Here is a 20945-nt window from a genome sequence, read left to right on the forward strand (position 1 = left end):
TCAGTACAAGCCGCTCAGTGTCCGGGAGCAGGGGGAAGCCTTGAAACTCTTTAATTACAATGGTTTTATGATCCGTTTGTGTCCTAACCACCTTGGCGGTTGCTATAATTTAACTCCTAAATTCTCATTGGTAAAATTTTAATTATTAACTAGTTATCAAATGCGAATATTTATCAGCACTGGCGAAGTATCTGGAGATTTGCAAGGCTCATTGCTGATTACGGCGATGCAACGTCAAGCTGATGCAACTGGTTTGCAATTGGAAATTGTGGCCCTGGGTGGGGAAAAAATGGCAGCAGCTGGGGCTACTATTTTGGGAAAAACCAGTGGGATTGGCTCTATGGGTTTGATTGAGTCTTTACCTTATGTTTTCCCTACTCTTCAGGTACAACGGCGAGCGATCGCATTTTTGCAAGAAAATCCTCCTGATTTAGTGGTACTCATTGATTATATGGGGCCAAATCTGGGCATTGGTACTTATATAAAAAAGCATTTACCACAAGTCCCGGTGGTTTATTACATTGCTCCCCAAGAGTGGGCTTGGTCGATGGGTTTGCGGAATACATCCCGCATTGTCGGCTTTACAGATAAACTTTTGGCTATTTTCCCGGAAGAAGCCCGTTATTTTAGTGAGAACGGCGCAGATGTTACCTGGGTCGGCCATCCCCTCGTTGACCGGATGCAAGATGCTCCTAGTCGCCAAGCAGCCCGCGCTCAGTTGCAAATTCCCCCAGACCAAAAGGCGATCGCACTGCTTCCAGCTTCTCGTCGTCAAGAATTAAAATATCTGCTACCGGTGATGTTTGCGGCTGCTCAAACTATCCAAGCGAAATTACCAGAAGTTCATTTTTGGATTCCTCTGTCGTTAGAAACTTACAGAGAGCCAATTGCAGCCGCAATTCAAAGTTATGGTTTGCGAGCGACAATTTTATCCGGTCAACAAAAAGAACTATTTGCCGCAGCTGATTTTGCAATTACTAAATCTGGTACAGTCAACTTGGAACTGGCTTTATTAAATGTGCCGCAAGTTGTGGTTTATCGCCTTAATCCTATTACTGTTTGGATTGCTCGGAATATTCTCAGAGGGTCTATAGTTTTTGCTTCACCACCTAATTTAGTGGTAATGAGGGAAATTATCCCGGAGTTATTACAAGAGCAAGCTACACCAGAAAATATTGTCCAAGCATCAATGGAATTATTGCTAAATCCTGAGCGCCGGGCGCAAACTTTCGCTGATTATACCGAAATGCGGCAGCTTTTAGGAGAAGTTGGGGTGTGCGATCGCGTGGCTGGAGAAATTTTGCAAATGCTAGCGGGTGTTGGGGAATAGGGACTGCGGATAAGCAATGAAAAAAAAACGACCAATCGCCGTTGACTTATTTGCTGGTGCTGGTGGAATGACCCTTGGTTTTGAACAAGCTGGCTTTGATGTACTTGCATCTGTAGAGATAGACCCCATCCACTGTGCAACCCACGAGTTTAATTTTCCTTTTTGGACTGTTTTATGTCAGTCTGTGGAAAAAACAACAAGTCGAGAAATTAGGAAAAATTCAGCTATAGGCGATCGCCAAATTGATGTAGTCTTTGGGGGTCCACCTTGTCAGGGTTTTTCATCAATAGGTAAACGTTCTTTTGAAGACCCTAGAAATTCTTTAGTATTTCATTATATTAGATTAGTATTAGAACTCCAGCCGAAGTTTTTTGTGATGGAAAACGTCAAGGGAATGACGGCTGGAAAACATAAAGAATTTATTGCAGAAATAATTAATAAATTTATCAATAATGGTTATAAAGTCAGAGAAAAATATCAAGTTTTAAACGCGGCTCATTTTGGAGTACCACAAAATCGAGAAAGATTATTTATTCTCGGTTGTCGTCATGATTTAGAATTACCAAATTATCCAGAACCAATTACTCAAACGGCTAAATTAAATAAATCAGCAGCATCTCAGGAAATAACTTTAACTCCTACCGTTTGGGATGCACTACAAGACTTACCCGAAATTGAAAAATATCATGAATTATATCAACGTGATTGGGTAGTTGCAGATTTTGGTAAACCAAGTAATTATGGTCGGCTACTTCGTGGGCTTCGTTCTACAAATAATGATTATTCATATCAACGTCAGTATGATTCTAGAATCCTGACATCCAGTTTAAGAACAACGCATAATTTAGCATCTATCACCAGATTTGCAGCTACACCTGCTGGTAAAACGGAAAAAATCAGCCGTTTCCATAAACTTGATCCTCAAGGGATTTGTAATACTCTCAGAGCCGGAACTCCTAGCAATCGAGGCGCTTTTACTTCTCCTAGACCCATTCATCCGTTTATACCCAGATGTATTACTGTGCGTGAAGCAGCGCGTTTACATTCTTATCCAGATTGGTTTAGATTTCACATCACAAAATGGCATGGATTTCGACAAATAGGAAACTCTGTTCCTCCTTTTTTAGCTAAAGCCGTCGCCTTAGAAATTATTAAATGTTTAGATATAAAATCAAATAAATCTAGAATGATAAAACATTTAGGAAATGAGATATTAGTAAGTTTTAACATGAAACAAGCTGCTAAACACTTTGAGGTGAATCCGCATACTATAGAGCCTAGAGTCAGGAATGGTAAATAAATTCAAGTCCAAGCCCGGAAGAATGTGGTTTCTTCCCAGATATTAGCCGTTTGTTGAGCGATCGCATTTAATTCTTTTTGACTCAGGGGTTTAAATGCACTAGCCACCTTGACATTATTCTCTAATTGTGTTATGTTTTCAGCCGCAATTACGCAACAATGAACCCCAGGCTGAGACATACTATATCCTAAAGCTTGCTGCATACCTGCCAAACCACCGGGTTTAAACAACCGACCATAAGCCGGGACTTTCATCGCAATGACACCAACGTTTTTTGCTTGCGCTATTGGCATAACTACAGGAAGAAAAGGACGTGGGTGATGTTGGTCAGCAGCATTCACAGGAATCAGTGTAGCATGGAAGGGATAACGGCGCAGTCCTTCGGCAATTATCTCCGGGTCATGATGTCCGGTAATACCTGCGAAGCGGACGAGTTTCTGCTGTATGGCTTCTTCTAAAGCTGTAATTGCACCAGATGCACTAAAGATAGTGTCGAGTTCTGAGGTAAAAGAAACATGATGCAACTGCCATAAATCAAGGTAATCTGTATTCAGGCGTTTAAGCGATCGCTCCAATTCTCGCCATGCACCATCGTAGTCTCTTTTATCAGTCTTACTGGCTAGAAACAGCTTTCCCCGATGGGGTGGTAGCACTTTTCCTAAATAATCTTCACTAGGGCCATAACTAGCAGCAGTATCAAAGTAGCGGATACCCAGTTCCAACGCCTTTTGAATAATAGCCTCAGCATCACCTTCTCTGTCATACCAAGATAGTGGCGTTTGTCCAGCACCTCCCAACCCGAATATAGGTAAATTTACCTCAGTGCGTCCCAGGACTCGTTCTGGTATAGTTGCTGTTGATTTAGCAGACTGTTGAAAAGCAGTACTTGCTGTAATACCACCAGCTACAGCAACGCTGGTAATTAAAAAATTGCGCCGTGTTTGCTTTTTTATCATGGTTCGCTGCGGCTAAATTGCGTCTTTTATCTTAACTAAGGGAAATTGCTCAGAAACATCTGACTGAATGAATATATGAAAAGCTCGCGCAAAGGTTAGAGTGAGGTTGAAAAAAATTATTCACCGATAATCAACACTCAAAATTATTGTTGCTGATTGCCACTTGATAAACTACTGGGATTAATGTTAATTAAAGGTAATGCACCATTACCACTCATCACCGTAGGAAAACGACCATCCCATTTTTCTATGGCTTGCTTTTGCAATAAGTCTGGTGTTAACGTTAGCCGTTGTAATCTTTGCGCTTCTGCTTGACCTTTAGCACGGTTGATATCTGCTTGCGCTTCTTGAGTTGCTTTCTGAGCAATAAAACTTGCTTGTTTAGCTTCTTGTTCAGCTATTTGTTTAGATTCAATTGCTCTAGCAAACTCTGGAGAAAATGCAAAATCTACTAAAGAAACGTCATCTATGATGATACCATAAGATGCTAAACGGTTTTTGAGCTTAGTATCAATTTCTCCCTTTAATTCTGTTCTTTTTGTAATCACTTCTTCGGCGGTTTTTTTAGCGGTAGCTGCTTTGAGAACTTCCGATACAGCCGGAGTAATAATCCCATCAATAATTAGTTGCTCATCTCCCACTTGTTGAAATACTGTATTTACTTCTAGTGGGTTAATATGCCAGTTAACTGCAAGTTCTGTGGTGATGGTTTGCAGGTCTTTAGAGGCTGCGGTAGATTTGAAAGTATTTTTTTGAACGCGAACATTTATCCTTTTAACTGATGTGACTACGGGCATAATTGGATGTATACCTTCGTCTAAAACTTGATCCTGAACTTTACCGAACTGCATCACCACACCCCGTTCACCAGCGTTAACAATGGCAAAGGGACGCACCATAATTGCCAAAAATAAGATAGCTATTCCTCCCGCAATATAAAATCCATAGGGAAAGTTATTTTCTAAGTTTCTGCTCACATTACGCATATTTTTCTCCTGATCAAAATTGTTTTACTACCTAAATAAATTTTAAAATTAGGTTATTACTAGCTACATTATTACAAATTTCAATTTCGGAAAAGTATAGTTGTGAATTTCCACTGTCAATATGAAGATTTATCAACATCATCCCTGTCCTGTGACTCAGGTAGAAGCTACAGCTATCCCAGAAAAGTTACGATATCAAACGATTCGGTCAGATCAACTGAAATAACCTGTCAAATATGTGGCTGGTGTCGATATGGGTTTTGAATCCAATGGAATTATTAGGGCTGTTTTAAGAACACGTACAGGAGTCAAACCTGTATATGTCTCCATCGGTCATCGAATCAGCTTACCTACAGCTATTGACTATGTATTCAGTTGTACAACAAAATATCGTCTCCCCGAAACTACACGTATAGTTGATCAATTGGCTTCAGGGAGATAAGTGATTTTTGACATTTGTGTTAAAAACTTGCTTGCTTTGGCTCAATCATGTTAGGAATCCGACATAGATAACTTGCAGTAACTAAATATAAGTTACCTAAATTAGAAACAACATGAACGGACTAACTTTACAGTGGCACGATGCAGGCCAAGATAGAGTTCAGCAGATTTACGAACAACAGCCCAGTAAAAATCCTGATACCGTCCGCATTGGTCGAGATCCACTGAGGTGTGATATTGTTTTGACTCATCCGACTGTATCGGGTTTACACGTAGAAATATTTTTCCACACCCAACAACAATGCTTTTATATCAGAAATCTGCGATCGCCGAATCCCCCAGTCATTAATGGACAGCAATTAGTCCACGGTGAAATGGCTTTAAATGAAGGCAGTATTATTTATTTGGGTCAAGCACAACTTCAAGTTACCCAGGTTGCTATTAATAACATTGCAGCCACAATCATCATACCACCACAATCACCAGAACAACCCAGCCATCATTACCATCCCACTACACCCCCAGAAGGTGTCTATGGCTTAGAATGCCCCAAATGTTCTAAAATTTCTCCGTTAGAAAATTTGGAAATTGGCTGCCCTTGGTGTGGTACATCTTTAGCAGCATCAGTCAGCGTATTAGTAGCACCTAATAATTAGCGAAATGGGGAATAAAGAATTTTGGATTTTGGCTTTGCGATTTTAGATTGCAGTCTAATCCAAAATCTAAAATCTAAAATCTAAAATTGATTGACTAATGACTAATCCACAAATTCAATTAATTTGGGAAGACCCAGCCACCGGGGACAGGCGAGAACCAAACTTGACCGCGCCCATCGCTTTTGGTCGTGAATTTTCCCGTTTACCGCCTGAAATTCAGGGAAAACGTGTAGCGAGGATGCTACTTAATAGTAACGAAATTTCTCGTTATCATGCCCTAATTAACTGGGAAGAAAACCAGCTAGTAGTAATTGACCAAAAGAGCGTTAACGGTGTATTTATTAACGGTGAAAAACAAAATCGCGGTGTTTTAGCCAATGGCGATACATTACAAATTGGCCCTTACATCATCACGGTGATGTTTGGTGTCAACTCCACCAGCCAAGCCACCAGCCCGCCGTCAACGATTCAGTTTAACCCTAATACTAATATCCCAGATCCAGGCTTGCCAGCCACCCCACCCATCACACACAGGGGGAGTAATTTTCCACCACCAGCATTTCAGGCAGAATTAGTCGATTTACGAGCAGTTCACGCCACAGGTTTACCAGTAGATGAATGTGATTACCTAGCAGTTGGGGCGGGATTAGGTAGCTTTGTGTGGGTGGATTTACTGCGAATTAGTGGTGTACCTGCGGATAAAATTGTTGCTTTGGGATTAGAAGCAGAGCCTTATGCGCGTTACAAGCGGCTTTGTCTCAACTCGCAAATTCCCTTACATGAAAGATTACGATCTAATTCTGATTCTTGTCCTGATAATATTTGGGGCTGGCCTAGTTATGCTTTGCGGGAAGCCGGGCGCGACTTGACTCACGGTAAGGTTAATTTAGCACTGAAATATTTATGGCAAGTCTTCGCAGAACCAAGCCTTGCTGAAACTTATACACCGCGTGCGGGTAATGTCTTCGATTCCATAGACAGGGAAATTAAGCGCATTGGCTGGAATCAAATTTATCGTTATGGGCGGGTTAGAGCAATTCGCAAAACAGAAGATGGTAGATATTGTGTAGCCTATTCTCGGAGTCCGGGAAATTACGCTTTTATAGTTAGTCGTTATTTACATTTAGCTACGGGATATCCAGCAATTCAATTTCTCCCAGATTTACAAGCTTATAGAGCAAAATATCAAGATTTTAAGTCTGTTGTAAATGCCTATGAAGACCATAACCATGTTTATCAGCAATTAGAAAAACAGGGTGGGACTGTGTTGATTCGCGGACGGGGAATTGTGGCTTCGCGGGTTATTCAAAGAATTTATGAGGCGAGAAAACAGAATCACGATATTACAGTTTTGCATTTAATGCGATCGCCTAAACCCCAAGGCAACAAATTTCACAAAGCCCAGCGACAAGTCAAAAATCACTACGAATTTCAGCCATTTAACTGGCCCAAAGCTTGTTGGGGCGGAGAACTCCGCGTCATGCTCGAACAAGCCACCCCAGACGAACGCCAACGCCTACTAGCCGACTGGGGCGGTACTACCACAGCCGACCGCCACGACTGGCAAGAAATCACAGAACAAGGTTTAAAAGAAGGCTGGTATCAAATCACCTTTGGAGAAGTAACTAGTGTAGAAAGAAATCCCGAAAACCGCACCATCACAGATATCAAAGAAAAAAGTTTCGGAGAAATGAAACTGGTAGCAGACTTTATTATTGACGCTACCGGACTCGATGCTAAAGTCAACACCAACCCCTTACTCGAAGATTTAGTCCAACATTACAACTTACCCCTAAATCATTTAGAGCGTTTGGTAGTCTCCAATAATTTTGAATTACCAGAAATGCGGAATAGCAAAGGACAGATGTATGCAGCCGGGGCAATTACCTTGGGTGGCCCCTATGCAGCCGTTGATAGTTTCCTGGGTTTGCAATATTCCGCATTAGTCGCCGTTGATGGACTCGTCGCCTCCCGTGCGCCGGGAGTTCATCGTTTAAATATGCTAACTTCCTCTGTACAGTGGCTCAAGTGGGTTCTCAATCAATCGCCATAATTTCTCAAATTCCTCCACTCAGACCCTCTTCTCCGCGCCTCTGCGCCTCTGCGTGCAATCAATTCATTTTTGTATAAGACAAACAAGATACCCTTTAATGGTGTAGAAATGTGTAAAATCTTGTAAAGATATAAAATACAGCCCTTAAAATGCAAACATTCAAGCTTTCTTCCTCAATGCAGCTGGTAGAACCACCCAAACAGTGTCAGCCTTTGAAGATTATCGCACTGGGAGATAGCTTAGTTTATGGCTTTGGCGATCCAGAAAAAGGCGGTTGGGTTGAGCAACTCCGGCGGCAGTGGATGTTACCCGATAGTTCTGGTCATGTATTATATAACTTGGGAGTTAGAGGCGATCGCACCCAGCAAATAGCACAAAGGCTAGAAATAGAATATCGCCATCGCGGTGAACTCCGAAATCGTCTTCCCGACATGATTATCCTCTCCATCGGTGTCAACGATTCACCAAGACTAACCCGCCCCAATGGCCGCAACTATACAGATTTTCAGCTATTTGAATCAGAAATTAGTGCTTTACTCACACAAGCACAGCAACTCTGTCCCGTGTTATTTGTAGGTATGGTTCCCGTAGATGAAGCCAAGATGCCCTTTCTCGATTGTTTTTATTATAATCACAGCGACCAGTACCGTTATAAAGAAGCTACTAAACTGGCTTGCAAACAACGGCAAATTCCTTACTTGGATATTTTTGATAAATGGATGGCGCGGGATGAATTTTGGCGCTTGCAACGTTTAAGTGCCGATGGTCTTCACCCCAATACACTAGGCTATCAAACTTTATTAGAAGATGTAATTAATTGGCAACCACTAGCAGCCTATCACTAATCGCTAAATCTACCTTTCTTTAACTCATAAACACAAAACCCTCTCATAATAAACATGAAAGGGAATAAAATCGGTATCTTAGCTAATTATTATGCAGATTACCCAAGTTTTATCTTCTTACCTTTCATCAATAGCCCCATAAAACCAAGCATTCCTAATTCTCAATATATTTCTCAAAATCCATAAAAGAGTTGATTTTTCAGATGTACGCACTAAGTAATGTGCATTACATTTGGACAAAATGCCTTGTTTGTCGCCCCGTCAGGTATAAAACCAGTTACAATCTTGCTGAAGTTAGCAAACTTGGTTTGATAAACCATCTATAAAAAACTTTGATTTTTTCCAGTTCTTTACTCAGCACTGAAAAATGACACCAACTTTATTTGGGCGCTGGCAAACTCGATTATTACTACTAGCAACTATAGGTGTAGTCATATCATTGCCTTTTGCAATGGGTTTAATTGGCGGTGATGGCGACTCAGTTTATTTCTGGATACTTGGCTATGTAGCTATTTTCGGTTTAATTTGGGACGTGTTGTATAACTATCTGCAAAAATTACGTTGGGATAGAGACTGGCCAGCTACTCATCAACTGGCTGCTGGTATTTGGGAATCAGTTTTTATTTTCTGCGGAGTCAAACTTATTGGTTTTTTACCCATACCAATACCAAAAACAGAACTAACGTTAGGAGCTTTTTTACTACACTACAGCTTTGTTTGGCTAGGAGTTTTTATTACCTCCCAAAGTATTATGCGAATAATTTTTCCCCGTTGGCGTTTTAATGGCGGCCAGTTGCTTTGAATAGAATCAGGTTTTAGATATTATCTTTGATTTTTTGTGACTCTTTGTCAAATATATTCATATCTGGATTCAAGAACAGCAATAAAATTTTAGATGTCTGCATTATTCTATGAGTAATGTCGAAAAGATTACCCATAATTCAACATATCAGGAATAAAAATTCATGTATAAGGGATTAAGTATTAGACAATTTTCGCAATACAGCCAACGGTTTTTAGCCTTGTATGCAGTAATGTCTTTGCAAACTGGTATTAGTGTCGCCGCACCAGTTGCTAAATTAGATAATTGGCGCTTTGACCCGGAAACTATAAAACTAGAAATTAACCTTTCTGCAAACACGACTCCCGAATATTTCTATCTAGCAGAACCGCCTCGACTAGTTGTGGATTTGCCAAATACTCAGTTAGGTTATGTTCCCACGGTACAAAATTATTGGGGAGCAATTCAAAGAATTCGTGTATCTCAATTAAATGAGACTGTAACTCGAATTGTTCTGGATTTAGCCGCCGGAAATTTTGTAGATCCTAACCAAATACAACTACAACTGGTTTCCCGCCAAAACCCCACGCGCTGGGTATTAAGTCCAAGAATTACTAGTTATACTCCCCCCGCACAAAACGGAAATTTTCTGTCTAGACCGAACCTACCGCCAACTAATTATCTTCAGTTACCCAGTACTTTACCTCTAACCACTCCTAACCCACAGCAACCCTTTGTGACTGTACCTCCGCTAACTCCCCGCAACTCGCCTCTACCTCCGGGTAGTTTTCCCCAGCAGCCTGATGTTTCAAATATCAGGGTGATTGAGTTTGGTCAACCTCTGCCTAAAACTAACTACTGAACTAGAATCTATCTGTTTCTTGGGGTTGTGTCACAGCTCCTGGCTGAGATGTGAAGAAGTTTTGCGCAGCTTCATTCTGATAAATACATCTAATATCAGGGTTTTCGCTGTCTAAGTTACCTGTAAAACCAAAAGTATTTAAACGATTTCGACATTCTCTGACTTGGCTGGATGATACAAGCCGACGTTGTTCTAAAATGGCCCAGTTGTTTTGGCGCAGAACACACCCAGGACGCATACTAGGTTGGGCTACATAGACATTAAACGGGTTGAGAGTCACGAACAGTCGAGCATCCATTACCATTGCGCTAGCGCCAAACTGCACACAAAGCTCCGGATTTGGGGCTTTACCGTCGATAAATTCACGTGAAGCCACATTTGATGAACTTAAAGTGGTTGTGGAGCTAAAGGCAATCCCAATACCAATACCTAACACCAGCACTCCTGCTAAAACAGCGATGGTGGAAATGTTAAAAACAGAAGATTGTAAGGCAGAAGATTTAGAAGTATTAGCTGATCTACCAGTTGATTTACGTCTCATTTTGCTCTGATTACCTTCACGCCGGAGAAAGTAGGGAGTTATGGATACTCCCTTTGATATTATGACGATTCTAAACTGTAGTTGTCTGGAATTTGGGCGATCGCCCTTTCCGTCTATTTTAAAATTAGCGATCGCCCTTTCAGTTGATTACACAGCTTGATAGCTGGCAGAGTATGTATCTTTGAGAGGTTGCCAACGGAAGGCGCGATCGCCTCCTCTCTCAACTACTACTTTTACTCGTGGTTCCAAACTAGGCAAAGTTGTTAAGAACTCAACTTCCTGATCCGACAAAATGTGTCCTTCAATAATCCACAACACCAAGCCCTTTGACTTTGGTGGTAACTGTTCCAGATTATAACTAACAATCGGGGGAACATAATATACATAACCTACCGCCGCACCACTACTGGTACTTTTCTTACCCAGGTGAGGTGGTCTCACTCCATGAACTCCTGTAAGATAGGCAGCTAAATCGCCTAGCCCCCTAGCCGTAATATGAATATTGGCATAGCCAGTCGCCCGTAGTCGGCGGCGATATCGACCCTCGAAACCTCCTTCCAGAGGTACATAAACACCAAGGGAACCAAATTTTTCCAGATCGCGGATAAAACCATTGCCAGTGGTAATCAGTGCCATAAATTTTCCTTTGTCCTATCCCACTTAGATATCTCTATTATTCACCCTCAACCCAGATTAGGCTAAATTATTCAAGCAACAAACCCCAACTAATTATCCCCAGTCAAAAACTTTCTGAAATATTTCTAGACAAAAACCAATACATAGACTATGATGTGAGATTGTGACCTCTAAGAGAGTTAACTAACTTATCACTTCTCTGTGAATTTGTAGGTGTTGTATCATCAAAAGCCAGTCATAGACTTAAAAAAGTATAAAATTGGCTCGAACTGATCAGAGACTGGTAAACTAAAGAAGCTCTGAGGTTAACAAAGAGTTGGCGGCTAAATCAATCCAATCAACAACTCTAAATTAGATTCACTCCTCTAGACTTGAGAAACAAAGAGAAATCTTAAAATATAGTTTAAGGTCGAAGTGTTAAGTGAAGTCAAAACTGAGCAGCAATGTTGATTTAATCCCATTGTATCAATCTTAGTTAAAGGATACTGAGTGGCAAAGAGCCGCTTAAGTCCCACTAAAACACGGCAGCAGCAGAATGAGGGCGAAAACCCCACCAACCGCACTGCCGCCAGAAAGTGCCTAAGTAATTGCTCGGACGAAAGCATTACTGCACAAAGCGCAAAGCTAAAAAGCATTGCCCTGATTCCAAAAGTAATTTTTTCCTTAAGGAAAAAATCTTGTGGCTGTTCTGGTGACCAAGAGAGTGAAAGTAAACGGATTCACCAAACAGTAAAGACACAATAAACAGTGTCTTAAAAGATATTGTGTAGTTTTATCTACGCCATATTTCCGAGGTTCGTTCCACCTCAATCGACACTAATACAACTGTAAAAGTGTCATCAATAGTCCGATTCCCACACCAGCAAGTATATAAGGAGAACCAGTTACTGTGTCTGTAGGTATTCTCGGCACCAAACTGGGCATGACCCAAGTCTTTGACGAAGCAGGAGTATCCATTCCTGTCACAGTAGTTCAAGCAGGACCATGCACTGTTACACAAGTAAAAACGAAACAGACCGACGGTTATGCCGCCATCCAGTTAGGATATGGTGAAGTAAAACCCAAGGCGCTGAATAGACCTCTGCTGGGTCACTTGGCAAAATCATCTGCTCCAGCCTTGCGTCATTTAAACGAATATCGTACAGATAGCTCTAGTGATTATGCTTTAGGTCAAGAACTTAAGGCAGATATGTTTACTGAAGGTCAAATTGTCGATGTAGTCGGCACCAGTATTGGTCGTGGTTTTGCGGGTAACCAAAAACGCAACAACTTTGGCCGCGGACCCATGTCACATGGTTCTAAAAACCATAGAGCGCCGGGTTCCATTGGTGCAGGTACAACCCCAGGTCGTGTTTATCCGGGTAAACGGATGGCAGGGCGCTTAGGTGGAACCCGCGTCACAATTCGCAAATTGACCGTGATCCGAGTAGACCCGGAACGCAACCTACTGTTGATTAAAGGAGCCATTCCTGGAAAACCGGGGTCCTTAGTGAATATTCTGCCTACAAACAAAGTCGGTAAATAGTCATTAGTCATTAACTAAAGACAAAAGGCAAAAAACACAAAAGGACATAAAAATGGTTGAAAGCGTAGTTAAAAATTGGCAAGGAGAACAAGTAGGCGAGACCACCTTCGAGTTACGAGTTGCTAAAGAATCAACAGCATCTCATATTGTGCATCGAGCCTTGGTTAGACAAATGACTAACTCTCGCCAAGGAACCGCTAGTACAAAAACTCGTGCGGAAGTCAGAGGTGGTGGTCGGAAACCTTGGCGGCAAAAAGGTACTGGTCGCGCTCGTGCAGGGTCTATTCGCTCACCATTGTGGCGTGGTGGTGGTGTAATTTTTGGACCAAAACCCAGAGAATATAACGTTAAATTAAACCGCAAAGAACGTCGTTTAGCCCTGCGAACCGCTTTTGTGGGTCGCGCCGATGATTTGATTATCGTACAAGATTTTAGCAACGAGCTATCTCGCCCTAAGACTAGAGAATTAGTAGCAGCACTAGCTCGTTGGGGAGCAGCACCAGAAGAACATAAGGCATTGTTAATTTTGCCAGAGATTTCATCTGCCGATAACGTTTATTTATCAGCCCGCAATATCGAAAATTTAAAGTTAATTGCTGCTGACCAACTAAATGTTTACGATTTGCTCCATGCTGACAAAATTATCGTTACAGCATCAGCTTTAGCAAAAATTCAGGAGGTCTATAGTGCCTAAGTTTGACCCCCGCAACCTTGCCGACTTAGTGCGTCGCCCCATTGTGACTGAAAAGGCGACAATCCTGATGGAGCAGAATAAATATACTTTTGAAGTGGCTCCCAAAGCCAGCAAGCCCCAAATTAAAGCGGCAATTGAAGGCCTATTTGAGGTTAAAATCGTCAAAATTAATACCATGATGCCACCACGCAAACAGCGTCGTGTTGGTAAATTTATTGGTTACAAGCCCCAATACAAGAGAGCTATTGTCACTGTAGCCCCTGGGGACGAAGAGAAAATTAGAAAAGTTCTATTCCCAGAGGTATAAAATAAGATGGGTACTCGTTCATATCGCCCTTATACCCCTAGTACGCGCCAAGTTACTGTCTCCGACTTTTCCGAAATTACGAAATCAAAGCCGGAAAAATCATTAACCGAATACGTACATCGCCCAAAAGGTCGTAACAACCAAGGGCGAATCACAAGCCGTCGTCGGGGTGGCGGACACAAGCAACTTTACCGGATTATTGACTTTAAACGGGATAAACGTAACATATCCGCCGAAGTCATAGCCGTTGAATACGATCCCAATCGGAATGCGCGCATCGCGCTCGTTTTATATGAAGATGGCGAAAAGCGTTATATTCTTCACCCCAACAAATTACCAGTGGGTGCAAAAATTAGTGCTGGTCCTGATTCTCCCTTTGAAGATGGTAATGCTTTACCACTCTCGAATATTCCCTTGGGTACAAGCGTCCACAACGTGGAACTAACACCTGGTAAAGGTGGACAAATTGTTCGGGCAGCTGGTGCTAATGCTCAAGTGATCGCCAAAGAAGGTAACTATGTCACGCTCAAGTTACCATCTGGAGAAGTGCGGATGATTCGGCGGGAATGCTACGCCACTATTGGACAAGTAGGTAACACCGACGCGAGAAACCTGAGTGCAGGTAAAGCGGGACGTAATCGTTGGAAGGGTCGCCGTCCTAAAGTTAGAGGTAGTGTGATGAACCCTGTGGATCACCCACATGGTGGTGGTGAAGGTAGAGCGCCTATTGGTAGACCTGGACCTGTAACACCTTGGGGTAAACCTACTTTGGGAGCGAAGACACGCAAACCCAAGAAAGCCAGCAGCAAATTGATCGTGCGTCGCCGCCGTAAGTCTTCTAAGCGTGGGCGTGGTGGTCGTCAATCATAGAATTTTAAATTTTAAATTTGGGATTTTACATTTGCTTTAATTATGAGTATCCAGAGTTTCTGAAACTTAATAAGAAAGCTGACTGATCAAAATCCAAAATTCTAAAATTTTTCATTCAAAATCTAAAATCCAAAATCCAAAAGTGAATTATGGGTCGTTCTCTTAAAAAAGGTCCCTTTGTGGCCGACCACTTACTCAGCAAGATTGAAAAGCTGAACGCTAAAAACGAAAAACAAGTTATTAAAACTTGGTCGAGAGCTTCGACAATTTTGCCTTTAATGATAGGTCATACCATAGCTGTCCATAACGGGCGGCAACACGTTCCAGTTTTTGTGAATGAACAAATGGTAGGACACAAATTGGGAGAGTTCGCTCCCACCCGTACCTACAGAGGTCATGGGAAGAGTGATAAAAAAGCAGGGAGATAGTTATTAGTCATTAGTCATCAGCTAAAGACTAATGATTAATGACTAATGACTAAAGGAGAAAATTATGGCTATTGATACTACTGAAGTTAAGGCGATCGCTCGTTATATCCGCATCTCTCCCTACAAAGTGCGTCGTGTCCTCGACCAAATTCGGGGGCGCTCTTACCGAGAAGCACTAATTATATTGGAGTTCATGCCCTATAGAGCCTGTGAGCCAATATTGAAACTTCTCAGAAGCGCAGCTGCTAATGCCGAGCATAATGCTGGTTTAGATCGGACACAACTGGTTATTACTCAGGCTTATGCTAACCAAGGACCAGTGCTAAAACGGTTTCAACCCAGGGCGCAGGGGAGAGCTTACCAAATTCGCAAGCCGACGTGTCATATCACTGTGGCTGTAGCTGCTGCTGAATAATTATCCGACACCAAAAATTGCGTAAAGTAAGAAATTTTAGAGGAAGCACTTGTGGGACAGAAAATTCACCCAGTTGGTTTTCGCCTGGGTATTACACACGAGCATCAATCACGTTGGTTTGCAGTTCCTGAACGCTATCCAGAACTTTTACAAGAAGATCACAAACTTCGGAAATACATAGAACAGAAGCTGGGTAGACTTGCTCAGAATAATGCTGGGATTTCCGAAGTCAGGATTGAGCGAAAAGCTGACCAAATTGACTTAGAAGTACGCACAGCTAGACCTGGTGTAGTCGTCGGTCGCGGTGGACAAGGAATTGAATCACTGCGGATTGGACTACAAGAAGTTCTGGGTGGTAATCGACAAATTCGCATTAACGTAGTCGAAGTCCAAAAAGTTGACGCTGATGCTTCCCTGATTGGTGAATACATTGCTCAACAATTGGAACGACGGGTTTCCTTTCGGCGGGTAGTACGGCAAGCTATTCAACGCGCTCAACGTGCTGGTGTCCAAGGCATTAAAATTCAAGTCAGTGGTCGGCTCAACGGTGCAGAAATTGCCCGCACAGAGTGGACTCGTGAAGGTAGAGTACCTTTACATACCTTACGGGCTGATATTGACTATGCTTACTGCACAGCCAAAACAATTTATGGGATTTTAGGCATCAAAGTATGGGTGTTCAAGGGAGAAATTATCCCAGGACAGGAAGAAACTCCAGCCCCACCCAGCACACGTGAGCGTGAGCCTCGTCGTCGTCAACAACAACGCCGTCGTCAGCAATTTGAAGACCGTTCTAATGAAGGATAGTCATTAGTGATGAGTCCTTAGCAATGACCAATGACAAATGACAAATGACGAACCATGTTAAGTCCTAAAAGAACTAAATTCCGCAAACAACAGCGCGGACGGATGCAAGGCCTAGCAACCCGTGGCTGCAACATTGATTTTGGTGATTTTGCCCTCCAAGCTCAAGAACCATCTTGGATTACTGCCCGGCAAATTGAGGCCTCCCGTCGGGCAATGACCCGTTATATTCGCCGGGGTGGGAAAATCTGGATTCGGATTTTCCCAGATAAACCAATCACCATGCGTCCGGCTGAAACCCGGATGGGTTCAGGTAAAGGTTCTCCAGAGTTTTGGGTAGCCGTAGTCAAGCCAGGACGCATTATGTTTGAAATCGCTGGCGTTTCCGAAGAAATCGCCCGTGAAGCTATGCGTTTGGCTGCAAATAAGCTGCCAATTAAAACTAAATTTATTGTGCGTTCTCAACCACAGGAGCAGGAGTAGGTTATGCCTCTTCCCAAGATTTCAGAAGCTAGAGAATTAAGCGACGATCAACTGGCTGAGGAAATTCTCAAGGTTAAAAAACAACTGTTTACGTTGCGTTTGCAAAAAGCTACGAGACAATTAGAAAAACCTCATCAGTTCCGACACGCTCGACACCGCCTCGCCCAGTTGCTGACTGTAGAGACTGAGCGTAAACGGGCAGCAAGTCAACCGACTCAAGGACAACAGTAGGAGTTTATGGCAATCAAAGAACGAGTCGGCTTGGTAGTGAGCGACAAAATGCAAAAAACGGTGGTAGTAGCTGTGGAAAACCGCGCTCCCCATCCCAAGTACGGCAAAATTGTAGTTCAAACTCAGCGTTATAAAGTTCACGACGAAGACAGTAAATGCAAAGTCGGCGATCGCGTACGGATTCAAGAAACTAGACCTTTGAGTAAGACCAAACGCTGGCAAGTCAAAGATATCTTGAATACGAAAGCTACAATGTAACACTTGTTACATGATTAAAAACTCCAAGAGGGAGATAAATTGTGATTCAACCCCAGACTTACCTCACTGTCGCAGATAATAGCGGTGCCAAAAAAATCATGTGCATCCGTGTATTAGGTGGTGGCAACAGACGTTATGGTTTCATCGGCGACAAGATTATTGCCGTTGTCAAAGATGCCATTCCTAACATGGCTGTAAAAAAATCTGATGTCATCGAAGCAGTAATTGTCCGTACTCGTCATAATATCCGTCGGGATAGTGGCATGACCATTCGCTTTGATGATAACGCCGCCGTGATCATCAACAAAGATGGTAACCCCAGAGGCACACGGGTTTTTGGACCAGTAGCCCGGGAACTCCGCGATAAGAGCTTCACCAAAATTGTTTCTCTGGCTCCGGAGGTGCTGTAATGGCAAACCGCAAGGAAAAGCCCAAAGTATTCTATAAAATGCACGTCAAAACTGGTGACACCGTGCAAGTAATTGCAGGTAAAGACAAAGGCAAAGTTGGCGAAGTGGTTAAAGCACTGCCTCAACTTAGTAAAGTCGTTGTCAAAGGTGTCAACATGAAGACCAAGCACGTAAAACCCCAGCAAGAAGGGGAATCAGGTCAAATCGTCACCCAGGAATTTCCTATCCATAGTTCCAACGTGATGCTCTACTCCACCAAGCAAAACGTTACCAGTCGTGTTTGCTACACCTTCACCGCAGAAGGTAAAAAAGTGAGAAAGCTGAAAAAAACCGGCGAAATTCTCGATAACTAAAGAAATAGCCGGTAGACGTGCTACTGTAGCTTCTTGACTCAGAACTCGGCACACAACCCTCAGCACTGAAAAAGCTCCCCTGACAAAGCCCAGGGATAAGGACAAATAACTATGGCGACAACCAGACTCAAAAGCTTATACCAAGAGACCATCGTCCCTAAACTGATTAATCAGTTTGAGTACACTAACGTTCATCAAGTACCGAAGTTAGTGAAAATTACTGTTAACCGGGGGTTGGGCGAAGCGGCTCAAAATGCTAAGTCGCTAGAAGCGTCTTTAAATGAAATTGCGCTGATCACTGGACAAAAACCAGTAGTGACGCGGGCGAAAAAAGCGATCGCAGGCTTTAAAATTCGTCAGGGTATGCCAGTGGGCATTATGGTAACCCTCAGAAGCGAACGGATGTACGCCTTTCTGGACAGATTAATTAGCTTATCGCTACCCAGAATTAGAGACTTTCGAGGCATTAGTCCTAAAAGTTTTGATGGTCGGGGTAACTATACTCTGGGTGTCAGAGAACAGCTAATTTTTCCAGAAGTCGAGTATGACAGTATCGATCAAATCCGTGGTATGGATATTTCCATCATCACAACAGCGAAAAACGACGAAGAGGGTCGCGCCTTACTTAAAGAAATGGGAATGCCCTTTCGCGATCAATAAGTTCATCTAAAGAGGGAACGATGGCGGCTAACGATACAGTTGCAGATATGCTGACGCGCATCCGCAATGCCAACCTGGCAAGGCATCAAACTACACAAGTGCCAGCTACAAAAATGACTCGTAGTATTGCTAAAGTACTACAAGAAGAAGGCTTTGTTGCTGAAGTTGCAGAAGCAGGAGAAGGAATCAAGCGCAATTTGGTGATTTCCCTCAAATATAAGGGTAAAAATCGCCAACCTTTAATCACTGCCTTGAAGCGGGTGAGTAAACCGGGTTTGCGCGTTTACTCCAATAGAAAAGAATTACCAAGAGTACTAGGTGGCATCGGTATTGCCATTATTTCGACATCCAGTGGCATCATGACTGACCGGGAAGCGCGTCGTCAGAGCTTGGGTGGTGAAGTACTTTGTTATGTTTGGTAGTCATTAGCCCCTCGGCTACGCTCAGGCCAAATCCTTAGCGCTCAGGACTGAAGATAAAGGACAAAAAATCATGTCTCGTATTGGTAAACGACCAATTACTATTCCTGCAAAAGTAGAAGTCACAATTGATGGCACCAAAGTTTTAGTGAAAGGGCCAAAAGGTCAACTCTCTCGAACTTTGTCTGCCAACGTGATTGTCTCCCAAGAAGGGGAAATCTTAAATGTAACCCGTCGTGATGAGACCCGTGTCTCTAGGCAAATGCACGGTTTAAGCCGTACCTTGGTTGCTAACATGGTCGAGGGAGTTTCCCAAGGCTTTAAGCGTCGGTTAGAAATTCAAGGTGTAGGTTACCGCGCCCAACTTCAAGGACGTAACCTAGTTTTGAATATTGGTTACAGCCATCAAGTGCATATTGTTCCACCAGACGGAGTTGACTTTCTCGTAGAAAATAACACTAACGTCGTCGTCAGTGGTTATGACAAAGAAATAGTAGGTAACACAGCAGCGAAGATTCGCGCCGTTCGTCCCCCGGAACCTTACAAAGGTAAAGGGATTCGTTATGCCGGTGAAGTAGTCAGACGCAAAGCTGGTAAGACTGGTAAGAGTGGTAAGAAGTAACAATGAAACTTACTCGTAGAGAATCAAAACAGCGTCGGCATCGGCGTGTTCGTGGTAAAGTGCAAGGCTCGGCAGAACGCCCGCGTTTAGCCGTATTTCGTTCCAACGAACATATTTACGCTCAAGTAATTGATGATACTCAGCATCATACACTAGTAGCAGCTTCGACTGTTGAACCAGAGTTGAAATCTAACTCAGCTACAGGTGCTACTTGTGAAGCATCAGCTCAAGTTGGTAAGTTGATCGCAGTGCGATTGTTAGAAAAAGGAATTACTCAAGTAGTCTTTGATCGCGGTGGCAACTTATATCACGGTCGTGTCAAAGCCCTCGCTGATGCAGCACGCGAAGCTGGTTTAGATTTCTAAAGTCATTAGTCATTAGCCCTATCCTTCGGGATGCTACGCAAACGGCTACTCTAACAGAACAGCTATGCTCAGGGTAAACAGGGTAAATCATTAGTCATTAGTCATTGGCTAAGGACAAAAGATAACTGACAAAGGACAAAAGACAACTGACTAATAGAGAGCATTTGATTATGGCAACTGGTCGTCGTAAAGCGAACCGCACAAAAAAAGAAGAAACTACCTGGCAAGAGCGAGTCATCCAAATCCGTCGGGTGAGCAAAGTCGTCAAGGGAGGTAAGAAACTTAGCTTCCGAGCGATTGTTGTAGTCGGTAATGAACGTGGTCAAGTTGGTGTCGGAGTGGGTAAAGCCTCAGATGTCATCGGTGCTGTTAAAAAAGGCGTAGCCGATGGTAAAAAACATCTGATTGATATCCCTATGACTAAATCCAATTCCATTCCTCATCCTATTGATGGTGTGGGTGGCGGTGCTAAGGTCATGATGCGTCCTGCTGCACCAGGTACAGGGGTAATTGCTGGTGGAGCTGTTCGGACTGTCCTGGAATTAGCAGGGGTTCGTAACATCTTGGCCAAGCAACTCGGTTCCAACAATCCACTAAATAATGCTAGAGCCGCAGTGAATGCCTTATCTACACTACGTACTCTTTCTGAAGTGGCAGAAGACCGAGGTATTCCTATTGAAAAACTCTACATTTAGAATGGTTGACAGTTGACGG

General features: G+C 42.8%; 28 protein-coding genes and 1 pseudogene. 25 read left to right on the forward strand and 4 right to left on the reverse strand.

All coding sequences use genetic code 11. The annotated features are described in order from the left end of the window. Positions 1-160 precede the first annotated feature (160 nt). Positions 161-1330, forward strand: coding sequence for a lipid-A-disaccharide synthase (gene lpxB, locus VB620_RS16725; protein ID WP_323197289.1), 1170 nt, complete (start codon positions 161-163; stop codon positions 1328-1330). A gap of 16 nt (positions 1331-1346) precedes the next feature. Further along, positions 1347-2630: a DNA cytosine methyltransferase gene (locus VB620_RS16730; protein WP_323197290.1), complete on the forward strand. Its 1284-nt coding sequence runs from the start codon at positions 1347-1349 to the stop codon at positions 2628-2630. A 2-nt stretch (positions 2631-2632) separates the two neighbouring features. Here VB620_RS16730 and VB620_RS16735 read toward each other — a convergent pair whose 3' ends face one another. Beyond that, positions 2633-3586 (reverse strand): aldo/keto reductase, encoded by a 954-nt coding sequence (locus tag VB620_RS16735; protein WP_323197291.1) that lies wholly within the window; start codon positions 3584-3586, stop codon positions 2633-2635. A gap of 143 nt (positions 3587-3729) precedes the next feature. Continuing rightward, positions 3730-4572: a prohibitin family protein gene (locus VB620_RS16740; RefSeq protein ID WP_323197292.1), complete on the reverse strand. Its 843-nt coding sequence runs from the start codon at positions 4570-4572 to the stop codon at positions 3730-3732. Positions 4573-4693: 121 nt separating this feature from the next. Between VB620_RS16740 and VB620_RS16745 the strand changes: the two are divergent. The 6 genes and pseudogenes from VB620_RS16745 to VB620_RS16770 all read left to right on the forward strand — a co-directional run bounded on the left by VB620_RS16745 (position 4694) and on the right by VB620_RS16770 (position 10210). Next, positions 4694-5014, forward strand: a pseudogene (locus VB620_RS16745) (endonuclease V). A gap of 112 nt (positions 5015-5126) precedes the next feature. After that, positions 5127-5669 (forward strand): FHA domain-containing protein, encoded by a 543-nt coding sequence (locus VB620_RS16750; protein WP_323197293.1) that lies wholly within the window; start codon positions 5127-5129, stop codon positions 5667-5669. Positions 5670-5766: 97 nt separating this feature from the next. Then, the gene (locus VB620_RS16755) at positions 5767-7722 is read left to right on the forward strand and encodes an FHA domain-containing protein (protein ID WP_323197294.1); all 1956 of its coding nucleotides are present in this window, start codon (positions 5767-5769) and stop codon (positions 7720-7722) included. Between the two features lie 149 nt (positions 7723-7871). Continuing rightward, positions 7872-8567: a GDSL-type esterase/lipase family protein gene (locus VB620_RS16760; protein WP_323197295.1), complete on the forward strand. Its 696-nt coding sequence runs from the start codon at positions 7872-7874 to the stop codon at positions 8565-8567. Positions 8568-8934: 367 nt separating this feature from the next. After that, the gene (locus VB620_RS16765) at positions 8935-9369 is read left to right on the forward strand and encodes a hypothetical protein (RefSeq protein WP_323197296.1); all 435 of its coding nucleotides are present in this window, start codon (positions 8935-8937) and stop codon (positions 9367-9369) included. A gap of 163 nt (positions 9370-9532) precedes the next feature. Beyond that, entirely contained in the window at positions 9533-10210 is a 678-nt protein-coding gene (locus VB620_RS16770) for an AMIN domain-containing protein (protein ID WP_323197297.1), read from the forward strand. A gap of 1 nt (position 10211) precedes the next feature. On the opposite strand, the gene VB620_RS16775 is transcribed toward VB620_RS16770, so the two are convergent. Beyond that, a complete protein-coding gene (locus VB620_RS16775) occupies positions 10212-10751 on the reverse strand; it encodes a DUF3172 domain-containing protein (RefSeq protein ID WP_323197298.1) in 540 nt (179 codons plus the stop codon). A 147-nt stretch (positions 10752-10898) separates the two neighbouring features. Then, positions 10899-11387, reverse strand: coding sequence for an NAD(P)H-quinone oxidoreductase subunit N (ndhN, locus tag VB620_RS16780; protein ID WP_323197299.1), 489 nt, complete (start codon positions 11385-11387; stop codon positions 10899-10901). 889 nt (positions 11388-12276) lie between these two features. On the opposite strand from ndhN, the gene rplC reads away from it, so the two are divergent. The 17 genes from rplC (at position 12277) to rpsE (ending at position 20926) form a co-directional block, all read left to right on the forward strand. Continuing rightward, a complete protein-coding gene (gene rplC, locus VB620_RS16785) occupies positions 12277-12912 on the forward strand; it encodes a 50S ribosomal protein L3 (RefSeq protein WP_323197300.1) in 636 nt (211 codons plus the stop codon). Between the two features lie 52 nt (positions 12913-12964). Further along, complete coding sequence (gene rplD / locus VB620_RS16790) at positions 12965-13606, forward strand: 50S ribosomal protein L4 (protein ID WP_323197301.1); 642 nt, start codon at positions 12965-12967, stop codon at positions 13604-13606. Continuing rightward, a complete protein-coding gene (locus tag VB620_RS16795) occupies positions 13599-13913 on the forward strand; it encodes a 50S ribosomal protein L23 (protein WP_323197302.1) in 315 nt (104 codons plus the stop codon). The genes rplD and VB620_RS16795 overlap by 8 nt, the downstream gene beginning before the upstream one ends. A gap of 6 nt (positions 13914-13919) precedes the next feature. Further along, the gene (gene rplB / locus VB620_RS16800) at positions 13920-14783 is read left to right on the forward strand and encodes a 50S ribosomal protein L2 (RefSeq protein ID WP_323197303.1); all 864 of its coding nucleotides are present in this window, start codon (positions 13920-13922) and stop codon (positions 14781-14783) included. A gap of 149 nt (positions 14784-14932) precedes the next feature. Next, positions 14933-15211: a 30S ribosomal protein S19 gene (gene rpsS / locus VB620_RS16805; protein WP_200989454.1), complete on the forward strand. Its 279-nt coding sequence runs from the start codon at positions 14933-14935 to the stop codon at positions 15209-15211. A gap of 64 nt (positions 15212-15275) precedes the next feature. Continuing rightward, positions 15276-15626, forward strand: a complete 351-nt coding sequence (gene rplV, locus VB620_RS16810) for a 50S ribosomal protein L22 (RefSeq protein WP_323197304.1) — start codon at positions 15276-15278, stop codon at positions 15624-15626. A 51-nt stretch (positions 15627-15677) separates the two neighbouring features. Then, entirely contained in the window at positions 15678-16433 is a 756-nt protein-coding gene (gene rpsC / locus VB620_RS16815; RefSeq protein ID WP_323197305.1) for a 30S ribosomal protein S3, read from the forward strand. Positions 16434-16487: 54 nt separating this feature from the next. Further along, a complete protein-coding gene (gene rplP, locus VB620_RS16820) occupies positions 16488-16913 on the forward strand; it encodes a 50S ribosomal protein L16 (RefSeq protein ID WP_323197306.1) in 426 nt (141 codons plus the stop codon). A gap of 3 nt (positions 16914-16916) precedes the next feature. Continuing rightward, on the forward strand, positions 16917-17144 hold the full coding sequence (gene rpmC, locus VB620_RS16825; protein ID WP_323197307.1) for a 50S ribosomal protein L29: 228 nt from the start codon (positions 16917-16919) through the stop codon (positions 17142-17144). A 6-nt stretch (positions 17145-17150) separates the two neighbouring features. Next, positions 17151-17402: a 30S ribosomal protein S17 gene (gene rpsQ / locus VB620_RS16830; RefSeq protein WP_323197308.1), complete on the forward strand. Its 252-nt coding sequence runs from the start codon at positions 17151-17153 to the stop codon at positions 17400-17402. Positions 17403-17443: 41 nt separating this feature from the next. Next, positions 17444-17812, forward strand: a complete 369-nt coding sequence (rplN, locus tag VB620_RS16835) for a 50S ribosomal protein L14 (RefSeq protein WP_323197309.1) — start codon at positions 17444-17446, stop codon at positions 17810-17812. After that, complete coding sequence (rplX, locus tag VB620_RS16840) at positions 17812-18165, forward strand: 50S ribosomal protein L24 (RefSeq protein ID WP_323197310.1); 354 nt, start codon at positions 17812-17814, stop codon at positions 18163-18165. The genes rplN and rplX overlap by 1 nt, the downstream gene beginning before the upstream one ends. A 111-nt stretch (positions 18166-18276) precedes the next feature. After that, the gene (gene rplE, locus VB620_RS16845; protein ID WP_323197311.1) at positions 18277-18825 is read left to right on the forward strand and encodes a 50S ribosomal protein L5; all 549 of its coding nucleotides are present in this window, start codon (positions 18277-18279) and stop codon (positions 18823-18825) included. Positions 18826-18845: 20 nt separating this feature from the next. Next, the gene (gene rpsH, locus VB620_RS16850; RefSeq protein WP_323197312.1) at positions 18846-19247 is read left to right on the forward strand and encodes a 30S ribosomal protein S8; all 402 of its coding nucleotides are present in this window, start codon (positions 18846-18848) and stop codon (positions 19245-19247) included. A 70-nt stretch (positions 19248-19317) separates the two neighbouring features. Further along, positions 19318-19866, forward strand: coding sequence for a 50S ribosomal protein L6 (rplF, locus tag VB620_RS16855; RefSeq protein WP_323197313.1), 549 nt, complete (start codon positions 19318-19320; stop codon positions 19864-19866). Between the two features lie 2 nt (positions 19867-19868). Further along, entirely contained in the window at positions 19869-20231 is a 363-nt protein-coding gene (gene rplR, locus VB620_RS16860; protein ID WP_323197314.1) for a 50S ribosomal protein L18, read from the forward strand. 170 nt (positions 20232-20401) lie between these two features. Further along, entirely contained in the window at positions 20402-20926 is a 525-nt protein-coding gene (gene rpsE / locus VB620_RS16865; protein ID WP_006196728.1) for a 30S ribosomal protein S5, read from the forward strand. The last annotated feature ends 19 nt before the right edge of the window (positions 20927-20945 follow it).

This window comes from Nodularia harveyana UHCC-0300, from assembly GCF_034931085.1.
GTDB classification, from domain to species: domain Bacteria; phylum Cyanobacteriota; class Cyanobacteriia; order Cyanobacteriales; family Nostocaceae; genus Nodularia; species Nodularia harveyana.

Bases quoted from the DNA above. Each gene is read 5' to 3' on its own strand.
- VB620_RS16730 (WP_323197290.1), top strand. From the start codon at position 1,347: ATGAAAAAAAAACGACCAATCGCCGTTGACTTATTTGCTGGTGCTGGT.
- rplE (WP_323197311.1), top strand. From the start codon at position 18,277: ATGGCGACAACCAGACTCAAAAGCTTATACCAAGAGACCATCGTCCCT.
- VB620_RS16740 (WP_323197292.1), bottom strand. From the start codon at position 4,572: ATGCGTAATGTGAGCAGAAACTTAGAAAATAACTTTCCCTATGGATTT.
- rpsH (WP_323197312.1), top strand. From the start codon at position 18,846: ATGGCGGCTAACGATACAGTTGCAGATATGCTGACGCGCATCCGCAAT.
- VB620_RS16770 (WP_323197297.1), top strand. From the start codon at position 9,533: ATGTATAAGGGATTAAGTATTAGACAATTTTCGCAATACAGCCAACGG.
- rpsE (WP_006196728.1), top strand. From the start codon at position 20,402: ATGGCAACTGGTCGTCGTAAAGCGAACCGCACAAAAAAAGAAGAAACT.
- VB620_RS16775 (WP_323197298.1), bottom strand. From the start codon at position 10,751: ATGAGACGTAAATCAACTGGTAGATCAGCTAATACTTCTAAATCTTCT.
- rpsS (WP_200989454.1), top strand. From the start codon at position 14,933: ATGGGTCGTTCTCTTAAAAAAGGTCCCTTTGTGGCCGACCACTTACTC.
- rplF (WP_323197313.1), top strand. From the start codon at position 19,318: ATGTCTCGTATTGGTAAACGACCAATTACTATTCCTGCAAAAGTAGAA.
- ndhN (WP_323197299.1), bottom strand. From the start codon at position 11,387: ATGGCACTGATTACCACTGGCAATGGTTTTATCCGCGATCTGGAAAAA.
- VB620_RS16755 (WP_323197294.1), top strand. From the start codon at position 5,767: ATGACTAATCCACAAATTCAATTAATTTGGGAAGACCCAGCCACCGGG.
- rplD (WP_323197301.1), top strand. From the start codon at position 12,965: ATGGTTGAAAGCGTAGTTAAAAATTGGCAAGGAGAACAAGTAGGCGAG.
- rplV (WP_323197304.1), top strand. From the start codon at position 15,276: ATGGCTATTGATACTACTGAAGTTAAGGCGATCGCTCGTTATATCCGC.
- rplX (WP_323197310.1), top strand. From the start codon at position 17,812: ATGGCAAACCGCAAGGAAAAGCCCAAAGTATTCTATAAAATGCACGTC.
- VB620_RS16750 (WP_323197293.1), top strand. From the start codon at position 5,127: ATGAACGGACTAACTTTACAGTGGCACGATGCAGGCCAAGATAGAGTT.
- lpxB (WP_323197289.1), top strand. From the start codon at position 161: ATGCGAATATTTATCAGCACTGGCGAAGTATCTGGAGATTTGCAAGGC.
- rpmC (WP_323197307.1), top strand. From the start codon at position 16,917: ATGCCTCTTCCCAAGATTTCAGAAGCTAGAGAATTAAGCGACGATCAA.
- VB620_RS16735 (WP_323197291.1), bottom strand. From the start codon at position 3,586: ATGATAAAAAAGCAAACACGGCGCAATTTTTTAATTACCAGCGTTGCT.
- rplP (WP_323197306.1), top strand. From the start codon at position 16,488: ATGTTAAGTCCTAAAAGAACTAAATTCCGCAAACAACAGCGCGGACGG.
- rplB (WP_323197303.1), top strand. From the start codon at position 13,920: ATGGGTACTCGTTCATATCGCCCTTATACCCCTAGTACGCGCCAAGTT.
- VB620_RS16760 (WP_323197295.1), top strand. From the start codon at position 7,872: ATGCAAACATTCAAGCTTTCTTCCTCAATGCAGCTGGTAGAACCACCC.
- rplR (WP_323197314.1), top strand. From the start codon at position 19,869: ATGAAACTTACTCGTAGAGAATCAAAACAGCGTCGGCATCGGCGTGTT.
- VB620_RS16765 (WP_323197296.1), top strand. From the start codon at position 8,935: ATGACACCAACTTTATTTGGGCGCTGGCAAACTCGATTATTACTACTA.
- rpsQ (WP_323197308.1), top strand. From the start codon at position 17,151: ATGGCAATCAAAGAACGAGTCGGCTTGGTAGTGAGCGACAAAATGCAA.